General features: G+C 53.6%; 21 protein-coding genes and 1 pseudogene. 16 read left to right on the top strand and 6 right to left on the bottom strand.

Translation table 11 applies throughout. The annotated features are described in order from the left end of the window. The first annotated feature begins 94 nt into the window (after positions 1–94). The gene (locus tag C8R21_RS11085; protein WP_258192366.1) at positions 95–631 is read left to right on the top strand and encodes a protein YgfX; all 537 of its coding nucleotides are present in this window, start codon (positions 95–97) and stop codon (positions 629–631) included. Between the two features lie 285 nt (positions 632–916). After that, positions 917–1861: a CysB family HTH-type transcriptional regulator gene (locus C8R21_RS11090; protein ID WP_107762759.1), complete on the top strand. Its 945-nt coding sequence runs from the start codon at positions 917–919 to the stop codon at positions 1859–1861. A 64-nt stretch (positions 1862–1925) separates the two neighbouring features. On the opposite strand, the gene C8R21_RS11095 is transcribed toward C8R21_RS11090, so the two are convergent. Further along, the gene (locus C8R21_RS11095) at positions 1926–3755 is read right to left on the bottom strand and encodes an ABC transporter ATP-binding protein (protein ID WP_107762760.1); all 1830 of its coding nucleotides are present in this window, start codon (positions 3753–3755) and stop codon (positions 1926–1928) included. A 154-nt stretch (positions 3756–3909) separates the two neighbouring features. Between C8R21_RS11095 and C8R21_RS11100 the strand changes: the two genes are divergently transcribed. Further along, positions 3910–4890 carry a zinc dependent phospholipase C family protein gene (locus C8R21_RS11100; RefSeq protein ID WP_258192367.1) on the top strand — a complete coding sequence of 327 codons (981 nt, stop codon included), beginning with the start codon at positions 3910–3912 and terminating at the stop codon, positions 4888–4890. Continuing rightward, positions 4887–5324, top strand: a complete 438-nt coding sequence (locus tag C8R21_RS11105) for a hypothetical protein (RefSeq protein WP_074974915.1) — start codon at positions 4887–4889, stop codon at positions 5322–5324. The genes C8R21_RS11100 and C8R21_RS11105 overlap by 4 nt, the downstream gene beginning before the upstream one ends. A 36-nt stretch (positions 5325–5360) precedes the next feature. On the opposite strand, the gene nadB is transcribed toward C8R21_RS11105, so the two are convergent. Together nadB and C8R21_RS11115 are read right to left on the bottom strand one after the other, a co-directional pair. Then, the gene (nadB, locus tag C8R21_RS11110; protein ID WP_107762762.1) at positions 5361–6965 is read right to left on the bottom strand and encodes an L-aspartate oxidase; all 1605 of its coding nucleotides are present in this window, start codon (positions 6963–6965) and stop codon (positions 5361–5363) included. Between the two features lie 177 nt (positions 6966–7142). Beyond that, a complete protein-coding gene (locus C8R21_RS11115; RefSeq protein ID WP_107762763.1) occupies positions 7143–8099 on the bottom strand; it encodes a cation diffusion facilitator family transporter in 957 nt (318 codons plus the stop codon). Positions 8100–8318: 219 nt separating this feature from the next. Here C8R21_RS11115 and C8R21_RS11120 point away from each other — a divergent pair, with 219 nt between their 5' ends. The 11 genes from C8R21_RS11120 (at position 8319) to recO (ending at position 18720) form a co-directional block, all read left to right on the top strand. After that, entirely contained in the window at positions 8319–8660 is a 342-nt protein-coding gene (locus C8R21_RS11120) for a four-helix bundle copper-binding protein (protein ID WP_107762764.1), read from the top strand. A 266-nt stretch (positions 8661–8926) separates the two neighbouring features. Beyond that, positions 8927–9529 carry an RNA polymerase sigma factor RpoE gene (rpoE, locus tag C8R21_RS11125; RefSeq protein WP_074974911.1) on the top strand — a complete coding sequence of 201 codons (603 nt, stop codon included), beginning with the start codon at positions 8927–8929 and terminating at the stop codon, positions 9527–9529. A 1-nt stretch (position 9530) separates the two neighbouring features. Further along, positions 9531–10094 (top strand): sigma-E factor negative regulatory protein, encoded by a 564-nt coding sequence (locus C8R21_RS11130; protein ID WP_107762765.1) that lies wholly within the window; start codon positions 9531–9533, stop codon positions 10092–10094. A gap of 9 nt (positions 10095–10103) precedes the next feature. Continuing rightward, entirely contained in the window at positions 10104–11090 is a 987-nt protein-coding gene (locus C8R21_RS11135; RefSeq protein WP_107762766.1) for a MucB/RseB C-terminal domain-containing protein, read from the top strand. Positions 11091–11205: 115 nt separating this feature from the next. Beyond that, positions 11206–12627: a DegQ family serine endoprotease gene (locus tag C8R21_RS11140; RefSeq protein ID WP_107762767.1), complete on the top strand. Its 1422-nt coding sequence runs from the start codon at positions 11206–11208 to the stop codon at positions 12625–12627. Then, positions 12628–12897, top strand: a complete 270-nt coding sequence (locus tag C8R21_RS11145; RefSeq protein WP_074974907.1) for a glutaredoxin family protein — start codon at positions 12628–12630, stop codon at positions 12895–12897. Between the two features lie 249 nt (positions 12898–13146). Next, entirely contained in the window at positions 13147–14943 is a 1797-nt protein-coding gene (lepA, locus tag C8R21_RS11150; protein WP_181258911.1) for a translation elongation factor 4, read from the top strand. Between the two features lie 108 nt (positions 14944–15051). Continuing rightward, the gene (lepB, locus tag C8R21_RS11155) at positions 15052–15858 is read left to right on the top strand and encodes a signal peptidase I (protein WP_074974906.1); all 807 of its coding nucleotides are present in this window, start codon (positions 15052–15054) and stop codon (positions 15856–15858) included. A 91-nt stretch (positions 15859–15949) separates the two neighbouring features. Next, entirely contained in the window at positions 15950–16624 is a 675-nt protein-coding gene (gene rnc, locus C8R21_RS11160; RefSeq protein ID WP_107762769.1) for a ribonuclease III, read from the top strand. Positions 16625–16893: 269 nt separating this feature from the next. Then, positions 16894–17802, top strand: a complete 909-nt coding sequence (gene era / locus C8R21_RS11165) for a GTPase Era (protein ID WP_107762770.1) — start codon at positions 16894–16896, stop codon at positions 17800–17802. Between the two features lie 189 nt (positions 17803–17991). Further along, positions 17992–18720 carry a DNA repair protein RecO gene (gene recO / locus C8R21_RS11170; RefSeq protein ID WP_107762771.1) on the top strand — a complete coding sequence of 243 codons (729 nt, stop codon included), beginning with the start codon at positions 17992–17994 and terminating at the stop codon, positions 18718–18720. Here recO and C8R21_RS16600 read toward each other — a convergent pair. The 3 genes and pseudogenes from C8R21_RS16600 to C8R21_RS11185 all read right to left on the bottom strand — a co-directional run bounded on the left by C8R21_RS16600 (position 18694) and on the right by C8R21_RS11185 (position 20272). Then, a complete protein-coding gene (locus C8R21_RS16600; RefSeq protein ID WP_308811393.1) occupies positions 18694–19284 on the bottom strand; it encodes an ArsR/SmtB family transcription factor in 591 nt (196 codons plus the stop codon). The genes recO and C8R21_RS16600 overlap by 27 nt on opposite strands. A gap of 80 nt (positions 19285–19364) precedes the next feature. Continuing rightward, positions 19365–19820 (bottom strand): annotated as a pseudogene (locus C8R21_RS11180) (DUF6691 family protein). A gap of 17 nt (positions 19821–19837) precedes the next feature. Further along, a complete protein-coding gene (locus C8R21_RS11185) occupies positions 19838–20272 on the bottom strand; it encodes a YeeE/YedE family protein (RefSeq protein WP_107762772.1) in 435 nt (144 codons plus the stop codon). A 272-nt stretch (positions 20273–20544) separates the two neighbouring features. On the opposite strand from C8R21_RS11185, the gene C8R21_RS11190 reads away from it, so the two are divergent. Further along, positions 20545–21405: an MBL fold metallo-hydrolase gene (locus tag C8R21_RS11190; RefSeq protein WP_107762773.1), complete on the top strand. Its 861-nt coding sequence runs from the start codon at positions 20545–20547 to the stop codon at positions 21403–21405. Positions 21406–21429: the final 24 nt, after the last annotated feature.

Below are 21429 nucleotides of genomic sequence, written 5' to 3' on the forward strand. Positions count from 1 at the left end.
AAAGGGTTAATTATAAAGCATACACTCCAGCTAGGCGGCAAACTGCCCGCACTGAGACAATAGTTCATCAATATTTTAGAACATGCAACCCGTTATGCAACTGCCAGTTATGCAACTGCAACCCGTTATGCAACCCCCTGCGCCTTTTCTCGTCGTTCACCTGAAATCATCCCGAACGTTAGGAGTAGTGCTCGGCTTCGCCCACTTTGTGGCTATTGTACTGTTGTGGCCCCTGATGATGCCACCTTCAGTCAAATTGACGGGCTCCGCTTTGCTCGTCATCAGCCTTGTTTTCTACCTGAGGCGCTACGCATTGTTGCGCTCGCCGGATTCCGTTTCCAGTCTCGAAGTAACTGATGAAATGGTATGCATCCTGAATACCCGCGATGGCGGGCAGATCGCCTGTGCCTTGCTTGGCAGCAGTTTCGTCGCACCCTATCTGACCGTGCTCGACTTGAACCCCCTGAAAATCGATAAAACAGACGCCTCCCCGCGACAGCTGAGCCAATACTTTTCGCGCAGCGTTGTAATCCTTCCCGATGGAATAAACCCTGAGGAGTTCAGGCAGTTACGGGTGCTGTTGCGGTGGAAGTGGAGAAACCAGAGAGGTGAATTGAGCCGGCCTGAATAGCCGGCTGCTTCTGTAATAATCCGCATCAATTACCCTGCCGGTTGGTTATGCATAAAAACGCATAAACAAATGAATTAATATTGGTTCACCAGGGAAAACAGAACTGATAACTTTCGGAGTGTGGTTATTCTCCGTTGTTGTTGTGATTTTCAAGGCGCTGGCCATCGGCTCGCGCCTTTTCTTTATCGCACCTCTGGGGAGCCATAATGATTTTTGAATCAGGATCCCGCATCCCATCATCCGCTCGAACCGATCACGACAATAACAGGCTGCAGGCTTATAAATATGAACTTTCAACAACTGCGCATCATCCATGAGACAGTCCGCCAGAACTATAACCTGACCGAAGCGGCCAACGCCCTGTTCACCTCCCAGTCCGGCGTCAGCAAACACATCAAGGATCTTGAAGATGAATTGGGCGTCGAATTGTTCGTGCGCAAAGGCAAACGACTGCTCGGCTTGACCAATCCAGGCAAGGAACTGATAGAGATTGTCGAGCGCATCCTTCTGGATGCAAAGAATGTCAAGCGTCTGGCTGAACAGTTCAGCAAGCGGGATAAGGGACGGCTGACCATCGCCACTACGCACACGCAGGCGCAGTACGCACTCCCCACGGTGGTCACGCAATTCAAGAAAACCTTTCCCCAGGTGCATCTCGTTCTGCATCAGGCCAGCCCCGGTGAAATCGTATCGATGCTGCTGGACGGAGTGGCCGATATCGGCATTGCCACCGAAGCATTGGAGAGTGTTGCAGAACTGGCCTCTTTTCCTTATTACTCGTGGCACCACGCTGTCATTGTGCCGCACGGACACCCGCTGGAAGCAATACAGCCGCTCACGCTTGAAAGCATTGCAGAGTTCCCGGTCATCACTTATCACGAAGGCTTCACCGGCCGGGCGGGAATTGATCAGACCTTTGCCAGGGCAGGATTAGTGCTGGACATCGCCATGTCCGCACTCGATGCAGACGTCATCAAAACGTACGTGGAACTGGGGCTGGGGGTGGGTCTTGTTGCGTCAATGGCCTTCAATCCCGTGCGGGATGCCCGGCTGACTCTGCTGGACAGTTCACACCTGTTCGGGCAAAACACTACCAACATCTCGATCCGCCGCGGCCATTACCTGCGGGGGTACGCCTACCGATTCATCGAGCTTTGCCTTCCTTCTCTGACGGAAGCTGCTATCCGGGCGGGTGTGAGGCCGCGAGCGGGAGTGGAGCTCGGCGACTGACTGCCGAAACGATCGAAAACCGTTTGAACCGCAGGAGATATCGGCTTTCTCAAGTGGAATACTCCTATACATCTTCCCCCAGAAACCCGCCACTCTGATGCTCCCAGAGCCCGGCATAGAGACCCTTCAGGGCGATCAGGCTTTGATGCGTTCCTTCCTCTACGATCCGGCCCTTGTCGATCACGATCAACCGATCCATGGCAGCAATGGTCGACAGGCGATGCGCTATGGCGATCACCGTCTTGCCCTCCATCAGGCGGTAGAGGCTTGACTGAATGACTGACTCCACTTCAGAGTCCAGCGCACTGGTAGCTTCGTCAAGCAGAAGAATCGGCGCGTTTTTCAGCATTACCCTCGCTATGGCGATCCGCTGGCGCTGGCCGCCCGAAAGCTTTATCCCACGCTCTCCTACATGCGCATCATAGCCGCGGCGTTCCCCAGGGTCTGTCAGGCCCATGATGAAATCGTGCGCCTCCGCCTTTTTTGCAGCGGCGATCGTTTCCGCATCGGTTGCGTCAGGTCGTCCATACGCGATGTTGTCCCTTACTGAACGATGCATGAGGGACGTATCCTGCGTAACCATGCCGATATTGGCGCGCAAACTGTCCTGGGTAACGTACCGGATGTCCTGCCCGTCGATCAGTATGCGCCCCTCCTCCACATCATAAAAGCGAAGCAGCAAGTTGACGAGAGTGGATTTACCCGCGCCCGAGCGTCCGACCAGACCGATCTTTTCACCCGGCCTGATATGCAGCGAAAGATGATCTATTACGGGGATGTCGCCCCCGTAGCAGAAAACCACATCTTCAAACCGTATCTCGGCGGCTTTAATCTGAAGACGTTTTGCAGCGGGATGGTCGGTCACCACGTGGGGACGTGACAAGGTGGTGATTCCATCGCGTACGGTACCTACCTGTTCGAATAATGAAGTCATTTCCCACATGATCCAATGCGACATCCCGTTAAGCCGCAACGACATGGCGCCGACAGCCGCCACCGCCCCCACGCCGATCTGCCCATCCACCCACAACAGCAAAGCAACCGCAATTGCACTGATGATGAGACTTGCCCCCATCACCTGGTTCACGGTTTCAAACCGGGTGATCAACCTCATCTGGCTATGTACTGTCCCCAGAAACTCCTGCATCGCCAGTTTGGCATAACCGGCCTCCCTGCCGGCGTGAGAGAAGAGTTTTACGGTGGCGATATTCGTATAGGCATCACTGATGCGTCCCGTCATCAAGGCGCGCGCATCCGCCTGGGATTGGGATACCCGGCTGAGCCTGGGCACAAAATAGCGCAGCGCGCAGATATAGAGAGCGAACCACCCCCCAAAAGGTATCAATATCCAGAGATTGAATGTGCCCACCACGGCAACCAGGGTAAAAAAGTAAATCGTTACATAGACAAGTATATCGCCGAGAATAAAGCAGACATCTCGCAGCGCGAGAGCAGTTTGCATCACCTTGGCCGCCACCCGTCCCGCAAATTCGTCCTGATAGAAATGCATGCTCTGGTTCAGCATCAGCCGATGGAAATTCCAGCGCAGGCGCATCGGAAAATTTCCGCCCAACACCTGATGCTTGACGAGGTTCTGTATACCCACCAACAGGGGACTTGCAACCAGCAGTCCAGCGAACAGAAGAAGCGTGTTCCGCTCCTGTTCCCATAAAAGAGAGGGCGGTATCTGATTGAGCCAGTCGACGACTTTTCCCAGCATCGCGAACAATAAGGCTTCAAACGCACCGATTGATGCGGTAAGCAGCGTCATCGCCACTAGGTATCGCCTTACGCCCTCGGTTGCTTCCCAGATAAAGGTAAAAAAACCTTTTGGGGGGATCCTGTCGGTGGGATCGGGATAGGGGTAAATCAGTTTCTCGAAATAGCTGAGCATTTAAACCACTGTAGGCAATCTATGGCGAAGCGAATCATGCCAAATCTGGTGTGACCAGATCCGATCTTTGCTGGATCCTGTGACTACCATGGGAAGAAATATTCCGCCTGCTGTCTGAACACTTCCCGAAATCGAGGCAGGATATACAATAACATTGTTCTCCACCACACTCTCGATCAATCACTATCTGCGACTATCCATGCCTGGCGCCTATGCACACCTTACTATGGTGAACCTGGTCAAGGAACCGGACCGGCTGGAAAAGTCCGGGTTTCCTCCGGAAGCAATTGTCCCGGTACTGGATTACTTCCGTTTCTGTGAGCTTGGCGCGGTCAGCCCTGATTATCCCTATCTGGACATTGCTCACTCCAGCGCTGGCGAGTGGGCGGATCGGATGCACTATCAGAGAACCGGCGAAATGATCAAAGCGGGGGTCGAGTGGATCAAAAAACTCGATGGAGCATCCCTGCAAAAGGCATTTTCATGGCTCCTGGGATATACCAGCCATGTCGTTACTGATACGACGATTCATCCTGTCATCGAACTCAAGGTAGGTGAATACCGGAAGAACAAGGATAAGCACAGGATATGCGAAATGCATCAGGATGCCTATATTTTCCAGCGATTGAATATCGGTGAGATCGGCCTGGCGGAACATCTGGATTCCGGAATCTGGGGCTGCTGCGATAAACCTGGCAGCGGAAAACTCGATCCTGCCGTTACACTCGCCTGGCAGAGCATGCTTGAAACCTGTTATGCCAGTGCTTATCAAACCGACCCTCCAGTTATCGATAATTGGCACAGCGCATTCAAGTTCGTTGTCGACAAAGCGGAAGAAGGAAATTTACTTCCTCCCTTTGCCCGACATGTCGCTGCCAACATCGGTTTGACCTACCCTGCGGTTGACGATCTCGACCCGCAATATCTGGAAAGCCTTGCGACCCCGCTTGAACTCATGAGCTATGATGCGATATTTGATCGCGCCCTGGAGAATGTTCTTGCTACCTGGTCGCACATCGCCAAGGCCGTCTTCGAAAACGACAATAGCTACCTGACGGCCGTGGTGAATTGCAATCTGGATACAGGAAAAGACGATCAGGGCAACCTTATCCATTGGCAAAAGGTTGCCTCATGAGCACACATCCTGCCGGTATCCTCGTCAGCATAACTATCGCGCTTGTACTATCGCTCGTTGCAGGGTGCGCCCCCACCCCAAAGCATCCTTATAGCGAAGAGATGTTTATCAAGGCTTCAGCATTGACCAAACTCGCGGCTGCGGTGGAATCCACCGTTCGCTTCAAGAATCCCCCGTCCGGGCTCGATGAAAAGGAGCTGCTCGTGCGGGCAACGCAACATGACCCGGCGCTGCTCCGAAACTTTAAAGGTTATAAGGTGAGAGTGCTGCGCCAGGACAGGCATTCAGTCGTGCTGGTTTGCGATGCCTCCGGGCAGCGCGCCCTTCTCGAAGACGCCGGATGTTCCGGACGCATGGACCGTCACCGCTGGGTGGGAAAGCCGCAGCCGTGCGAGTTTTCGATTGATACGAAAGAAGTGTGCGGGAGAAATTGATCGGGCTTGCCACCACGCAGCAGCTCACTTCACCTCTTACTGCTCCCGCTTCAACACCGTATCCCTCGCCTCCGGCAGCAAGTCCGGATAATCCTTGCTGTAGTGCAGGCCGCGGCTTTCATGGCGCAGCATCGCACTTTGCACGATCAGGTCCGCTGTATCCACGAGATTGCGCAATTCCAGCAGGTCATTCGTGACGTGGAAATTCGCGTAGTACTCGTTGATCTCTTCGTGCAAAAGACTGATGCGGTGCTGCGCCCGCTGCAGCCGCTTAGTGGTGCGGACGATGCCGACGTAACTCCACATGAAGCGCCGCAACTCATCCCAGTTATGGGAGATGACGATTTCCTCATCGGCGTTGGTCACGCGACTTTCATCCCATGGCGGCAATGCGGTGATGGGTTCAGGTATCTGCTGCATGATATCCCGAGCGGCGGCCTGTCCGAATACCAGGCACTCCAGCAGTGAATTGCTCGCCAGGCGATTGGCTCCGTGCAGACCGGTGTGCGCGGTTTCGCCAATCGCATAAAGATTGTCCAGATCAGTTTTTCCGTTCCAATCGGTGACGACACCGCCACATGTATAGTGAGCCGCAGGCACGACGGGAATCGGTTCTCTGGTGATATCGATGCCGAATTCCAGGCAGCGCTGGTAAATGGTCGGAAAATGCTCCTTCAGGAAGTTTGCCGGCTTGTGCGAGATATCCAGGTACACGCAGTCGAGCCCGCGCTTCTTCATTTCGAAGTCGATTGCGCGCGCCACGATGTCACGCGGGGCAAGTTCCGCACGTTCATCGTGCGCGGGCATGAAACGCGTGCCATCGGGCAGTTTCAGTAGCCCCCCCTCGCCTCGCACCGCTTCGCTGATGAGGAACGATTTGGCGTGAGGATGATAAAGGCAAGTGGGATGAAACTGGATGAACTCCATATTCGCTATGCGGCAGCCTGCACGCCAGCCCATGGCGATGCCATCGCCGGTCGAAGTATCCGGATTGGTAGTGTAGAGATAGACTTTGCCCGCTCCACCCGTTGCCAGCACGGTGTTGCTCGCCGCTATGGTGCGCACCCTCCCTTCCCTGCTGTCCAGCACGTAAGCGCCAAGGCAGCGATTGCCGTTCCTGTGGGATCGCTCACCACGGCCAGCCAGTTTGGCGCTGGTGATCAGGTCGATCGCGACATGGTACTCCAGCACGGTGATATTCGGGTGGGCATGCGCTCTTTCGATCAGAGTCAATTGCACTGCCCTCCCGGTCGCATCCGCCGCATGAATGATGCGGCGCACGCTATGCCCGCCTTCACGGGTCAGATGATAGCCGGTCCCGTTGCCGCCATCGCGCGTGAAAGGCACTCCCTGATCGATCAGCCATTGGACCGCCTGGGGACCATTTTCCACTACATATCGCGTCACCTCTTCGTTGCAGAGACCCGCGCCTGCGACGAGAGTATCGTGGAGGTGAGCTTGGGGCGAATCTTCTTCCGATAATGTTGCGGCGATTCCCCCCTGCGCCCATCCGCTTGCTCCATCGAGCAGCGCACGCTTGGTGATGAGGCCTACTTTCCTGTTTTGCGCCAGATTGAGCGCGAGGGTGAGCCCAGCCAGGCCGCTGCCAATTATCAGGGTATCGAAATTAAGCTGTGACACTGATCGTCGTTATCTGTTTTTGTGAGCAGGGAATGATAACAGACCTGACGAATGCATTTATGGCAGCAAAGTCACCGGGGTCAGAGTCGATTGTCGATTGTCGATTGATCTTCCATCTTCCGCCTCACTTCATTCTTTCTATAGATGCTGGGTGATTTTAACTCCAATCAACGAAGATCAATCGACTCTGATTACCGGACAATAATGACTGATGGTGCCCTGTTCGATCTCCAGGGTACTGTGATGAATGGCGTAGCGCGCTTCCAGGGTCGTTCTGATGCTGTCCATGAAAGAATCGCCAGGATACCCATCTGGCATGACGAGGTGGACAGTGAGCGCGCTTTCGGTCGTGCTCAGGCCCCATATATGTAGCTCATGTACGTCCGTCACACCCGGCTGGTTGCGCAGAAAAGCTTCGATCGCGGCAATGTCGATATGCGGGGGTACAGCGCTTAGCGCAAGTTGAACCGAATCGCGCAGAAGACCCCATGTATTGAAGATAATGACGACAACGACCATCAGGCTGATCACCGGGTCGAGCCAATACCATTGCGTGAAAAGGATCGCCACCCCGGATACCAGAACGCCGGCCGAAACCGCGGCATCCGCCGCCATGTGCAGGAAAGCGCCGCGAATATTCAGGTCCTCCTTGCTCCCCTTCAAAAACAGCCAGGCAGACAGACCGTTGATCAGAAGACCAGCGGTCGCGACGACTGCAACGGTGAGACCGGCTACTATCGGGGGTTGCGAGAACCGCTGAAAAGCTTCCCAGGCGATTGCACCGCATGCCACCAGGAGCAGAACAGCATTTGCCAGCGCGGCGAGTATCGAAGTGCTTCGCAAACCATAGGTATAACGTTCGCTGGGCGCCTTGCGGCTCAAAATCGCCGCGCCCCACGCTAACGCAAGCCCGAGCACATCCGATAAATTATGGCCTGCATCCGCCATGAGCGCCGTCGAGTTGGCGGCAAAGCCGTAACCGAACTCAACTACGACAAAGCCGGCGTTCAAGGCGATGGCAATAACGAACGCACGTCCATGATTGCGTGCGGGAGAGTGGTTGTGGTGTCCGGAGTGCCCGGTATGAGATGACATGCTGGAAAAACCGTGGCCGCGACTGTGATGACTTCCCATCTGCCTCAATCTGGATGAAAGACGCGTAATCCGAACAATGATAGCAACAATCCATCCCTATTCCTGCTTCGCCATCGCCCGTCTCCTTCCCGGCCCTGAATTTTATGTCTGCTAGCGTACAGAATCTGAAGCAGTGGCTGGCGCACATTATGTGCTAGCGGGTTTGATGAAGTTCCATCGCTCCTGAAAAATTTCTCAAAAACGGAGAAGGAGAAGACCATGTTTTTATACACGGAAACCGATCAGAATCTGCAAGCCTGTATCGATGCATGCAACCATTGTCATCGCACCTGCCTGCAAATGGCGATGAACCATTGCCTGGAATCAGGCGGCAAACATGTCGAGGCCGACCACCTCCGGCTGATGATGAATTGCGCGGAAATCTGCCAGACGTCACTGAATTTCATGCTCAGCGGCTCCAGATTCAGTCCCAAGGTCTGTGGCGCCTGTGCCGAAATTTGTGAGGCCTGTGCTAAAAGTTGCGAACAGCTGGATGGAATGGAAGAGTGCGTGCAAGCCTGCCGCCAGTGCGCGGAGCACTGTCGCAAGATGGCGGCATAAACGCATGATGAGGCCCTGTTGGCACTTGTTTCGCTCCCGCGAAACAAGTGCCAACAGGGCCCTGAATCTGACATGTACTCTATCTGCTGGAATAACCACATTTTCAACTGAACTAATTTATACTACGCGTTGTCTGTTCACACAGACGGCGGTCGATGGACCGGTGCGTAATTCCCGATGGGCTCCTGAACGGGTATACTTGGCTGAGCTGCCTTATAATGAAGCAGTTACAGGCAAGAAATTCGTTAATTCAGGAATCAGGCGGCATGGGTGACCGGGAAATCGATCAGCAACTGGTGGAACGCGCGCAGCATGGCGACAAGCAGGCCTTCGATCTTCTGGTGATCAAATACCAGCGCAAGCTTGCACGTCTCCTTTCGCAATTCATCCGGGATGCGTCAGAAGTAGAGGATGTAACCCAGGAAGCCTTTATCAAGGCTTACCGTGCACTACCGTCGTTTAGGGGAGACAGCGCATTTTATACCTGGTTGTACAGGATAGGCATCAATACTGCCAAGAATTTTCTGGTGGCTCAAGGACGGCGGGCACCTACCACCACGACAGGATTTGACAGCGAAGAGGCCGAAGGTTTTGAAGAAGCGAGCCAGCTGCGCGAAATGAATACGCCCGAGAGCGAACTGACAAGCAAACAGATCGCTCAAACGGTGAACCAAACGCTGGAAGAATTGCCTGAAGAACTGCGTACGGCAATTACGTTGAGAGAAATCGAGGGACTGAGCTACGAGGAAATCGCAGCAATCATGAATTGCCCTATCGGCACGGTCCGTTCGCGAATATTTCGTGCACGGGAAGCAATAGCGGAAAAACTGCGCCCCTTGCTGGGGACTGGTAAAGATAAGAGGTGGTAATATGCAAGAAAAAATATCGGCATTGATGGATGGTGAACTGGACGCAGACGATGCGGCGGTAGTGATCGAGCAATTCAGGAACGCGGAGGAGCTACGGGAACGCTGGGTTGCTTACCACCTGATCAGCGATGCGTTGGGTCAATCGGAGATCAAGCCACTCGATATTACGCGGCGAGTTAACGCAAGACTGATAGCGGAACCAACGGTATCCACGGTACCAAACACAACGTTGCTTCATCCGACCCCGAAGCGCAGGCCGAGAACTTATGCCGCTGCGGCCTCCATCGCGGCAGCAATGGTGGGTGGATGGATAATTCTGCAAACGACGCAAGAGTCGGATCTTTTGAGGCAGAATCTGGCCGATAACAGGACGTCCCCCTCGACTTCTGCAGCCACTGTAGCGCCCGTTGCCACCTATCCTGTAATTCCCGCCAAAGCTTCCATCGCCGCGTCCGAGTCTGCACAAATCAACGACTATCTCCTGGCGCACCGGCAATTCTCGCCTAGCACCACAATACAGGGGGCAGTTCCTTTCATGCGTACATCGGCGGAAAGCGCGCGATAACGTCCACAGATGACACAGGTTTCACTGTCTTCCCTGTTGCTGACAGTCATCGTCCAATCCGCATTCGCGCAAAATCCCTCCAGTTCATCCCCCTCATCCCCCGAGGCGCTTAACTGGCTGCAAAAGATTGCCGCCGCGCCGCGCCATTACAATTATGTCGGGACATTCGTCTATTCGTCTGACGATCAGATAGAAACATCGCGCATCATCCATCTGGTGAATGAGGAAGGTGAGCAGGAAAAAAGCGTGGTGCTGGATGGCCCTCCACGTGAGATTATCCGCAACAACGATGAAATGAGATGTTATCTGCCGGAAAGCAAGACCGTGGTGACGGAAAAACGCTGGTTGCGAAAAGTTTTTCCCGCGCTGCTGCCTCAGCCGTTGATCAATCTCGACGATAACTATATCGTCAAAAAGGGCAAGCAGGAGCGGGTCAGCGATTATGCCAGCCAGGTCATCGAGCTGGAGCCCAGGGATGACAAGCGTTATGGCCAGAGATTATGGATGGATCTCAATACCGGCTTGTTGCTGAAAGCAGCCGTAATGGATAAAGGCCGGGTGGTGGAACAATTTGTATTCACCGACCTGAAAATTGGCGGTGAAATAGACAAGGATCTGTTGAAATCCAAATATTCGGGTCAAGCTGCCGAATGGCGCAAGACAAATCTTGTCTCCTCGACACAAGGTCGCGGGAAGCTTGGCTGGCATGTCAAAGACCCGCCTCCGGGATTCAAAAAGATTGTGGAAATGAAACGTAATCTCTCCGGTAAATCACGTCCTGTTGCGCATATTGCTCTCTCGGATGGTCTTGCTGCCGTGTCGGTATTTATCGAGCCCCATTCCGGGGAGGCTTCTTCTCCGGTCGAAGGTCTCTACCACAGCCGCGGCGCGATCAATATCTATACACGTACTCTCGGCGACAACAGGGTAACTGCCATAGGCGAAGTACCGCCAGCCACTGTAATGCAAATCGGCAATTCCGTTACCAGTCGTTAGGCCGTCAAGACAGGCCGGCTGCGACTTGGACTGAATGGGGGCCTGGTACTACTATCCCATTATCTTGGCCAGATGGATGAAGGTTCACCCGTTTCTACTCCATGGAAGAAAAAGTATGATTGCTAAATTTTTACTGGTGGCGCTGCTTGGATTATCCACGAGCGTGTTTGCGGAAGCGCCAGCGCGCGAATTGCCGGATTTTACCGGGTTGGTCGAAAGAGAAGGACCTTCGGTCGTAAATATCAGCACCGTTCAGTCAGGCAATGCAGCCACGGAACGCGCTTTCCCGGGAATGCCGAACATACCCGAGGATGATCCGTTTTTCGAGTTTTTCCGGAGACACATGCAGCCTTATGGAGGAATGCCACGAGATTTCGAATCCAGATCGGTAGGTTCCGGCTTCATTATCAGTTCGGACGGCTATATTCTGACAAATACCCATCTGATCGATGGAGCCGATGAAATCAATGTAAAGCTTACGGATAAGCGGGAGTTCCGGGCAAAGCTGATTGGGGCGGACCGGAAGACGGACATCGCTCTCCTCAAGATCGATGCTACCGGACTGCCGAAAGTCACCCAGGGTGATCCCAACAAAATGAAGGTGGGAGAATGGGTGGTAGCGATCGGATCACCCTTCGGCTTTGAAAACAGCGTTACTGCCGGGATTGTCAGCGCCAAAGGACGCTCTCTGGCGCAGGAAAATTTCGTGCCCTTCATCCAGACGGATGTCGCGATCAACCCCGGGAATTCCGGCGGACCGCTGTTCAATATGAACGGTGAGGTGGTCGGCGTCAATTCTCAGATTTACAGCCGCACCGGCGGATTCATGGGTTTGTCATTCGCTATTCCCATCGATGTTGCCCGGGATATATCAAATCAGCTGATTGCAAGCGGCAGGGTGAGCCGGGGCAGAATCGGCGTGCTGATTCAGGAAATCACAAAGGAGCTTGCGGAATCGTTCGGTTTACCCAAGCCAGCCGGCGCGCTGGTAGCTTCTGTCCAGAAAGGCGGCCCGGCAGACAAGGCAGGCATTCAAGCACGGGATATCATTCTCAAGTTCGACGGCAAGACCGTGAATTCTTCGGGCGATCTGCCACGCATAGTTGGCTCGACCAAGCCAGGCACGAAAGTGCAGATGCAGGTGTGGCGGAATGGATCGACCAAGGAGCTCACGATTACAGTGGATGAGCTTCCAGAGGATGAAAAACCAGCGGCGCGTTCTGGAAAGCGGGGCACGATGCCGGATACAGCGAATCGCATCGGCTTGAGCCTGATCGAGCTGACTTCGGATCAGAAGAAGGAACTGGAAACTGAAAGCGGGCTTCTGGTCGAGGATATGGTGCCCGGTATCGCAAGCCGCGCGGGGGTCCGACCCGGCGATGTCATTCTGAGCATCAATAATCAGGATGTCAAAACGGTTGATCAATTCAACCAGTTGCTCAACAAGGTCGAGAAAGGACGCAATATTGCCCTGCTGGTGAAACGCGGCGATACCGCCACCTTCATCACCATGAAGATGAGTGGTGAAAACAAATAAATGGCTGCTCCCGATCCTGATTTCCCTGTCTTGCTGACAGTTTATGGCCGCGAGCACTGCCACCTCTGCCAGGACATGCTTGCGGCCCTGCAGGAATTGAAGCCAGACTATCCTTTCCAGCTCGAGGTCGTGGATGTGGATAGCGACAGTGATCTGCAATCACGCTATGGGCAACGAGTCCCGGTGTTGATGGCCGGAAACAGGGAAATCTGCCACTATCACCTCGACCTGAATGCGTTTGCCCGGATATTTCAGCGAATCGAAAAATAGTACCCCGTTCTTTTGCAGAAGCGGTGGCCGCCTTCTTCCCCGACGATAAAGGGGAAGAAGGCGACTCGGCAGGTGCTTATTTCCTCAAAATTCGCTAAAATGTCCGTCTTGAACAAGAATTTGCAGGGACCGGATACACGTGCGACCAGAGGGCCACGCCATGAGAGGGCACACCATGTGCCCTTTTTTGATTGCCGGTGAATTCCGGCATCGTCCTGTTATCACCCTCTTCCCTTGCCATCCCGATCCCTGATGCAGCACATCCGCAACTTTTCCATCATCGCCCATATCGATCACGGCAAGTCCACGCTCGCGGACCGCATCATCCATTTATGCGGAGGGCTATCCGACCGGGAAATGGAAGAACAGGTGCTGGACTCGATGGAGCTGGAGCGCGAGCGCGGAATCACCATCAAGGCGCAGACGGCGGCTCTGGAATACAAATCCCGTGATGGCAGCCGCTATCTCCTGAATCTGATCGATACACCCGGCCACGTCGACTTCTCCTATGAAGTATCACGCTCTCTCGCAGCCTGCGAGGGAGCCCTCCTGGTGGTTGATGCTTCCCAGGGCGTGGAAGCCCAAACCGTTGCAAATTGCTACACCGCAATCGAACAGGGCGTGGAAGTCATACCGGTGCTGAACAAGATCGATCTGCCCGCCGCCGAACCGGAACGCGTCATCAAGGAAATTGAAGATATCATCGGCATAGAAGCCCAGGATGCCGTGCGGGCAAGCGCAAAAACCGGTTTCGGTGTGGAGGATATCCTGGAAGCGGTGATTTCGCGTATTCCCCCGCCGAAGGGGAATCCGGAAGCGCCCCTGAAGGCCCTTATCATCGATTCCTGGTTCGACAACTATGTGGGCGTGGTAATGCTGGTGCGGGTAATGGATGGGGTATTGAAGCCTAAGGACAGAATATTGCTGATGGCCAGTAAAACTACTCACTTGTGTGAACAAGTGGGCGTATTTACGCCCAAATCCAGAAACCGGGAATCTCTCAGCGCCGGTGAAGTGGGCTTCATTATTTCCGGAATCAAGGAGTTGAAGTCTGCCAAGGTCGGCGATACGGTAACACTCGCTGACCGCCCCGCCCCCCAACCGCTGCTCGGCTTCAAGGAGATCAAACCGCAGGTGTTCGCGGGACTCTACCCCGTGGAATCCAACCAGTACGACGCCCTGCGCGATGCGCTGGAGAAGTTGAAACTCAATGATTCTTCATTGCAATACGAGCCGGAAACGTCGCAGGCGTTGGGGTTCGGTTTTCGCTGCGGCTTTCTCGGACTCCTTCATCTCGACATCGTACAGGAAAGACTGGAGCGGGAATACGACATGAACCTCATCACCACCGCGCCAACGGTGGTGTATCAGGTCGTGCTGCGCGAGGGATCGGTCGTTGAAATCGAAAACCCGTCCAGACTGCCTGATCTCTCAAAAATAGAGCAGATTCGGGAGCCGATCATTACGGCAACCATCCTCGTCCCGCAGGAATATGTCGGATCGGTCATTACGCTTTGCATCAGCAAGCGGGGAATCCAGAAGAATATGCAATATATGGGCAGGCAGATCATGCTGACCTATGAAATCCCGCTCAATGAAGTCGTCATGGATTTCTTCGACAGGTTAAAATCGACCAGCCGCGGTTACGCTTCACTGGATTACGAATTCAAGGAGTTCAGGGCTTCCGATCTTGTCAAGCTGGATATCCTCATCAATGGCGAGCGCGTGGATGCCTTGTCGCTGATTGTGCATCGTGCGAGCAGCCAGTACCGCGGACGGGAACTCGCGCAGAAAATGCGCGAACTGATTCCCCGGCAGATGTTCGACATCGCTGTTCAAGCCGCCATAGGCTCGCACATTATCGCCAGGGAAAGTATCAAGGCCTTGCGCAAGAATGTGCTGGCCAAATGCTATGGCGGCGATATAACGCGTAAACGCAAGCTTCTGGAAAAACAGAAAGCCGGTAAAAAGCGCATGAAGCAAGTCGGCAATGTCGAGATTCCACAGGAAGCGTTTCTCGCGATTCTGCAGGTTGGAGAAAAGTAGTTCAAACAATACGATGCGATGCCTTCAACAAGCGGCACATGCTCACCGGAAAAATCCCGTTTCCGGGCGGGCAATGGACTGTCCACCCGAAGGGAATAAGGAACAAGAATGAACTTTCCGCTCATTATGCTGATATTGCTGCTGATCACCGGCAGTATCGCCCTGCTCGATCGTATCGTGCTGCAACCACGCCGCGCGCCGGGAAACCAGGGGCCATGGTGGGTGGAGTATCCGAAAAGCTTTTTCCCGGTGATTCTTGTCGTGTTCTGCCTGCGTTCTTTCCTGGTTGAGCCTTTCAAAATCCCCTCGGGCTCGATGATTCCGACTCTGCTGGTAGGAGATTTCATTCTCGTCAATAAATATACTTACGGCATCCGGCTGCCGGTCGCCAACGTCAAGCTGATGGATATAAACACTCCTCAGCGTGGCGAGGTCATGGTTTTTCGCTACCCGGTGGATCCATCCATGGATTACATCAAGCGTATCGTGGGGATACCCGGAGATATCATCACTTACCGTGACAAGCAACTGAGCGTCAACAACGTACCGGTGAGGATGGAACCAAACGGAGAATATACCTATGTGGAATCGGGCCTGAAATTCGTTTACAGCCGCAGCTACACGGAGTCGCTCGGAAATCACCGCTATAATGTCCTTATCAATCCCCAGGAGAAGGATAGTATCCAGCTAGGGGGTGTGCTCCCCTTCCCCCATCATGAAAATTGCAGCTATAACGATCGTGGATTTACCTGCAAGGTTCCTCCCGGCAACTACTTTGCAATGGGAGACAACCGGGACAGCAGCAGTGACAGTCGTTATTGGGGATTCGTACCCGACCAGAACATTGTCGGCAAGGCTTTCATGATCTGGTGGAATTTCAGCGACCTGAAACGCATCGGATTATCGATCAAGTAATTCGGGCGGCAATCGGGACCTTGAGCATGTGGCAGATCACTCGCCACAGTTGGTGGGAGGGCGCGCAAAATTGGGGACAGCTTACCGGAATATGGAAAGTGCGGCGCTGTGCCGGAAACTCGGTCACACCTTCCATCGTGCCGAATTGCTGCGGCAAGCGCTGACGCACAGAAGCCACAGCATCCCTCACAACGAACGGCTTGAATTTCTTGGCGACGCCGTCCTCAACTGCGCCGTCGCCGGATTGATATTCCATCATTTTCCTGACCTCAGCGAAGGCGGTCTGTCACGGATACGGGCAAACCTCGTAAACCAGAAGGTGCTGGCTGAACTGGCGCAAACGCTTGAGCTGGGAAAGCTTATCCGATTTGGTGAAGGTGAACTCAAAAGCGGAGGAGACAAACGGCCTTCGATTCTTGCGGATGCGCTGGAAGCTGTGATTGGCGCCATATATCTCGACGCGGGTTTTGAGCAGGCCGAGAAGACAGTTGAAATTCTTTTCGCTCCCTCCTTAGGGGAGATGAACACCCATACCCTCGGCAAGGATCCCAAAACCCTTTTGCAGGAATATCTCCAGAGCTGCAAGCTGGCGCTGCCCAGGTATGCTGTCGTTGCTACCCGAGGCGAGGCTCACCAGCAGCAGTTTCAGGTGGAATGCGTGATTTCCCGGCCTGAAATCCGCACTCTGGGCGAAGGTGCGAGCCGTCGCAGCGCGGAACAGCACGCAGCCAGGCAAGCTTATGAACAACTCCAGTCGCATTATTGACCCGGCCAGAAATATTATGAATCTCTTCATTCCGAGCCTGACTCGAATCCGGCATCAAGTGACGTTCAAAGCAGGCCATCGTTGGTTTGGCTGGATTCCGGTTTACTGACTTCAGCCGAGAGGACGTTCATACTGTTTGCCCGCTGACTCAATAGAGAACAACTTTCGTGCTTTCCTGAACTGTGAAACACTCCCTGCCACAACCAAATATTCCAACAGCACGGCTGTGAGGAATTTCCGCGAGTGTATATTGGCGCAAACCTTTTCTGATGAACACTGAAGCTCCCCTTGCAGACCCAGCCTATCGCAGCGGTTATATTGCTATCGTTGGCCGTCCCAACGTAGGCAAATCCACCCTGCTGAACAGGTTGGTCGGGCAAAAGATCAGTATTACATCAAAAAAATCCCAGACGACGCGGCATCGCATACATGGAATTTTCACTGATGCACACTCCCAATTTGTTTTTGTCGACACCCCGGGGTTCCAGACGCGGCATAAAAGCCGCTTGAACAGCGGGATGAATCGTCTGGTTACCCAGACGCTGCGGGATGTGGATGTCGTGATACTGGTGATTGAAGCGATGCACTTCGACGATCGCGACAAGCTGGTGGTGAAACTCCTGCCAAAAAACAAACCCGTGGTTCTTGCCCTCAACAAAATAGACCGCCTGCCCGATAAATCCCAACTGCTTCCCTTCCTCGAAAAAACGTCAAAGGAATTTGACTTCGCAGCCTTGGTGCCGGTAAGCGCCGAGAATGGAGGGCGGCTACCCGAATTGATAGCTGCGATACGACCGCACCTGCCGCAAAATCCGCCATTATTCCAGGAAGATGAAGTAACTGACCGGGATGAACGCTTCATAGCCGCGGAACTGGTTCGCGAAAAATTGTTCCGGCTGTTGGGAGAAGAGATTCCTTATTCTACCAGCGTCATCATTGACCAGTTTGTGATGGAAGGCGAACTGCGCAGGATTCACGCTTCCATTGTGGTAGACAAATCCGGGCAGAAAGCGATTGTCATCGGTAAGGATGGAGAAAAATTGAAGCTGATCGCTACCCAGGCGCGCAAAGATATGGAAGAAAGCTTCGGTGGCAAGGTTTATCTCAAGGTCTGGGTAAAGGTAAAAAGCGGCTGGGCCGAAGATGCCCGAACCTTGAAAAGCCTCGGATATGAGTAAGCGGCGCCACAAGCATTCCGTCTGGCCCTACGCCCATCTTTCGCCCATGCAGTTCCCCAGGTTGTCACTAATTTTATTCCGGACAGTAGTGTGCTCGACCGGGCTTCCGGTATCCCGTACATAATCTTTTGAGGCATCTTTCCGGTGGGCGTGATCAAGCCCGATGATAACCGCTGATGCTCCCTAAACATGAGCGTAGATAAACAGCGTCAAGAAGCACAACCCGCTTTTGTGCTGCACAGCTATCCTTATCTTGAAACCAGCCTTATCGTAGAAGTTTTCACGCAAAATTCCGGGCGTATTGCCGTGATTGCGAAAGGCGCCAAGCGACCCACATCTGCCCTGAGGGGCTTGCTGCGCGCATTCCAGCCTCTCCTGTTGAGCTGGGGGGGGAAGTCCGAATTACGCACCTTGCATAAAGCTGAATGGCAGGGTGGGCAGCTACCCTTACAGGGAACCGCCCTGATCTGCGGATTTTATCTCAATGAACTTTTGATACGGCTATTGCACCGCCATGACCCGCACGAACGATTATTTGCCTGCTATCAGGAGGCCTTGTCTGACCTGAGTACGGCAAGCGATTACATTCCCATACTACGCCGCTTCGAGCAGCGCCTCCTGCAGGAGATGGGTTATGCCTTGACACTCGATCACGATGTTTCATCAGGAAAAGTGATTAAACCAAACCAGACGTACTGCTACGAAATCGAGCGGGGGCCCGTGGCAGCGAGCAACGGCAACTGCCTTTTTAATCTCCAGTTAAGTGGAAAAACACTGCTTGATATGAGCCAGGGAGACTATTCAGCCTCCCTGACGCGTCTGCAGAGCAGGATTCTGATGCGCGCGCTGCTCAACCACTATCTGGGAGATAAGCCATTGCATACACGCCAGTTACTGAAGGAGTTTCAGCAATTGTAATACGCGTCCCTGCAGAACAGGCAGAAGACAACAGGCGGCATAAGTGTCAAGCCTTCTCCCCGAAGAATGCGGCGCTGTTTTCAACGTAGAATCGATCCGCAGTGAGGAGCATCTACGCAGAAGGCTTGCGGTTACTCCGATACCTGCTGATCCACCGCCGACCACGACCACATCGAAAGTATTGCTCCAGTGGCGGGCCAAAGTGACCGGATCAGCTGTCATCCCTTGTGTCTGTTGAGTCTGCGGCATATCCTTGTTCATCCTTCTTTCTCCTCGATTGATTTTCATCGAATGCTCAAGAGTCGATGCCTTCGTCTCTCCTGCAGTAGAGGCGATATAATGTCTGCATGATCTGAACTGTCTCCAAGCTGGCGAGCGTATAATAGATGTATTTACCTTTTTTTCGGTGGTGACGAGGCCCTCGTCACGCAGCACCGTCAGCTGTTGGGAAAGCGTCGGCTGCCGAATCCCCAGCAGCGCCTCCAGCTCGCCCACATTGCAGGCGCCCTTGATGAGCTGACACAAAATCAGCAATCTGTCTTCGTTCGCCAGCACTTTCAGCATCCCGCATACCGTGGAGGCAGAAGTCCTCATTGCGGAAATATCCGGGAAATCTTCCGGTTTCATAACCCGTGTTCCTCGATTCACACCTTACCCGGTGCTGCCCCCGTCTCGGGGCGATCCTTTGAATGTCGTCTTTCCAGCAGCTCAAAAATTCCCATTCCCACCAGCATGGCCGCAACTAATACGATACCTTTGCCGCTACCACTTCCGAGCAGGACCAGCGCCGGACCGGGGCATATGCCAGCCATGCCCCAGCCGATCCCGAAGACGAAACTGCCAAGGACGAGCCGCTTGTCGATAACACGAGAAGCAGGAAGACTGATTGATACTCCGAGGTAGCTGCTGCCCCGATTGCGGGCAAGCGCGAAGGCAACGGCCCCTATAGCGATTGCTCCCGCCATTACAAATGCAAGCGAGGGATCCTATAAGCCGGATATATCGAGAAAAGCCAGGACTTTGGCGGGATTTGCCATTCCCGCGAGAATCAGTCCAAAGCCAAAGACGAGTCCGGACACCCACGCCACCAAGCTGATCATTTTTACCTCCTGCCGGGTCAGGCCTGAAAAACATGACGAACGAGATAAACGACGACAAAGCCTGTTCCCATGAAAACCAGCGTAGCCACGATCGAGCGCGGCGACAGGCGTGACACGCCGCACACCCCATGTCCGCTGGTACAGCGGGATCCGAAGCGTGTGCCGAGACCCACGAGCAGGCCCGCAGCGGCTATGGTGCCGTAGCTTCCATCCACTTCCACCGAGGGAAGGCGCATGAACGACTGCCATACCAGTGGCGCCGCTACCAACCCGGAAACAAATGCGAAACGCCAGCCCGTGTCTTCCCTCTTCAGCTTCAACAAACCGCCGAGTATCCCCGAAATTCCAGCAATCCTTCCGTTCATAAGTATCAGTAGCGCCACTGCTGCACCTATAAGTACGCCTCCTGCCAAAGCAGACCAGGGCGTGAAGTGATTCCAGTCAATGAACATTGACGCTTCCTCCTGCTGAATAAGCGCTGTGTAAATTGTTCATTTGCTCATCTGAATTCCGCCAGATGCTTCCTACTTCCTTTAAAGATCTATACCTAAAGTTCTCATGGCTAACCCCTGCCACCAATCCTCTAATCATTGTGCCATCTCATCAATATTATTATTATTGATATTATATTAACAAATATTATATTTATAGATATATTATTGTCAAGTTTTTATCTAGTGCCTTGCTTCTGGATATCCCAATCAAACCTTGGAAGAGAGAGTAAATGAAACCGAATATCGAAGCTTTTTTTGACGGCGCGACCTGGACAGTAAGCTACGTGGTTTTCGATGAGCCGACTGGACATTGTGTAATCATTGCTCCAGTACTGGATTACGATCCCAAATCAGGCAGAACGCGCACTACATCAGCGAATAAACTGATTGCCTTTATCGAAGAAAAGAATCTGACGACAGAATGGATTCTGGAGACCCATGCGCATGCCGACCATCTCACAGCAGCGCACTATCTGAAGAAAAGACTGGGGGGCAAGACAGCGATCGGGAAGGAGATTCCCATCGTGCAGGAAACCTTCAGGAAAATATTCAACCTTGAAACAGACTTCACGCCGGACGGCAAACAGTTTGACCATTTATTCGCCGATAACGAGGTTTTCAGCGTCGGCAAACTGAACGTGAAAGTGCTCTCGACACCGGGCCATACGCCGGCGGACTTGTCCTATCAGGTAGAGGAGGCGATCTTTGTCGGCGATACCCTGTTCATGCCGGACGTTGGCACGGCGCGCGCCGATTTTCCGGGAGGGAGTGCACGCAGACTATTCCGGTCAATAAGGAAAATACTGGATTATCCCGCAGATACCCGCTTGTTCATGTGCCATGATTATCCGCCGCAAGGCCGCTCCCCTCAATGGGAAACGAGTGTGGGGGAACAGCGCGCAAATAATGTACATGTGCGCGACGGCATTGATGAAGACCGGTTCGTCGCGATGCGCGAAGCGCGCGACCGGACCCTCGAAATGCCCACGCTGCTGCTGCCGTCGATCCAGGTGAATGTGCGCGCAGGCATCATGCCGCCATCCGAGAATAACGGTATTTCGTACCTCAAAATACCGTTGAACGTCATCTGAGCCATTACACATCTCCCAGAGACG

Origin of the sequence: Nitrosospira multiformis, assembly GCF_003050865.1 — a bacterium.
Taxonomy (GTDB): Bacteria; Pseudomonadota; Gammaproteobacteria; order Burkholderiales; family Nitrosomonadaceae; genus Nitrosospira; species Nitrosospira multiformis_E.

Coding starts and splice junctions, on each gene's coding strand:
- C8R21_RS11085 (WP_258192366.1), top strand. CDS start 95: ATGCAACTGCCAGTTATGCAACTGCAACCCGTTATGCAACCCCCTGCG.
- C8R21_RS11090 (WP_107762759.1), top strand. CDS start 917: ATGAACTTTCAACAACTGCGCATCATCCATGAGACAGTCCGCCAGAAC.
- C8R21_RS11095 (WP_107762760.1), bottom strand. CDS start 3,755: ATGCTCAGCTATTTCGAGAAACTGATTTACCCCTATCCCGATCCCACC.
- C8R21_RS11105 (WP_074974915.1), top strand. CDS start 4,887: ATGAGCACACATCCTGCCGGTATCCTCGTCAGCATAACTATCGCGCTT.
- C8R21_RS11115 (WP_107762763.1), bottom strand. CDS start 8,099: ATGGGAAGTCATCACAGTCGCGGCCACGGTTTTTCCAGCATGTCATCT.
- C8R21_RS11120 (WP_107762764.1), top strand. CDS start 8,319: ATGTTTTTATACACGGAAACCGATCAGAATCTGCAAGCCTGTATCGAT.
- rpoE (WP_074974911.1), top strand. CDS start 8,927: ATGGGTGACCGGGAAATCGATCAGCAACTGGTGGAACGCGCGCAGCAT.
- C8R21_RS11130 (WP_107762765.1), top strand. CDS start 9,531: ATGCAAGAAAAAATATCGGCATTGATGGATGGTGAACTGGACGCAGAC.
- C8R21_RS11135 (WP_107762766.1), top strand. CDS start 10,104: ATGACACAGGTTTCACTGTCTTCCCTGTTGCTGACAGTCATCGTCCAA.
- C8R21_RS11140 (WP_107762767.1), top strand. CDS start 11,206: ATGATTGCTAAATTTTTACTGGTGGCGCTGCTTGGATTATCCACGAGC.
- C8R21_RS11145 (WP_074974907.1), top strand. CDS start 12,628: ATGGCTGCTCCCGATCCTGATTTCCCTGTCTTGCTGACAGTTTATGGC.
- lepB (WP_074974906.1), top strand. CDS start 15,052: ATGAACTTTCCGCTCATTATGCTGATATTGCTGCTGATCACCGGCAGT.
- rnc (WP_107762769.1), top strand. CDS start 15,950: ATGGAAAGTGCGGCGCTGTGCCGGAAACTCGGTCACACCTTCCATCGT.
- era (WP_107762770.1), top strand. CDS start 16,894: ATGAACACTGAAGCTCCCCTTGCAGACCCAGCCTATCGCAGCGGTTAT.
- recO (WP_107762771.1), top strand. CDS start 17,992: ATGAGCGTAGATAAACAGCGTCAAGAAGCACAACCCGCTTTTGTGCTG.
- C8R21_RS16600 (WP_308811393.1), bottom strand. CDS start 19,284: ATGCTGAAAGTGCTGGCGAACGAAGACAGATTGCTGATTTTGTGTCAG.
- C8R21_RS11185 (WP_107762772.1), bottom strand. CDS start 20,272: ATGTTCATTGACTGGAATCACTTCACGCCCTGGTCTGCTTTGGCAGGA.
- C8R21_RS11190 (WP_107762773.1), top strand. CDS start 20,545: ATGAAACCGAATATCGAAGCTTTTTTTGACGGCGCGACCTGGACAGTA.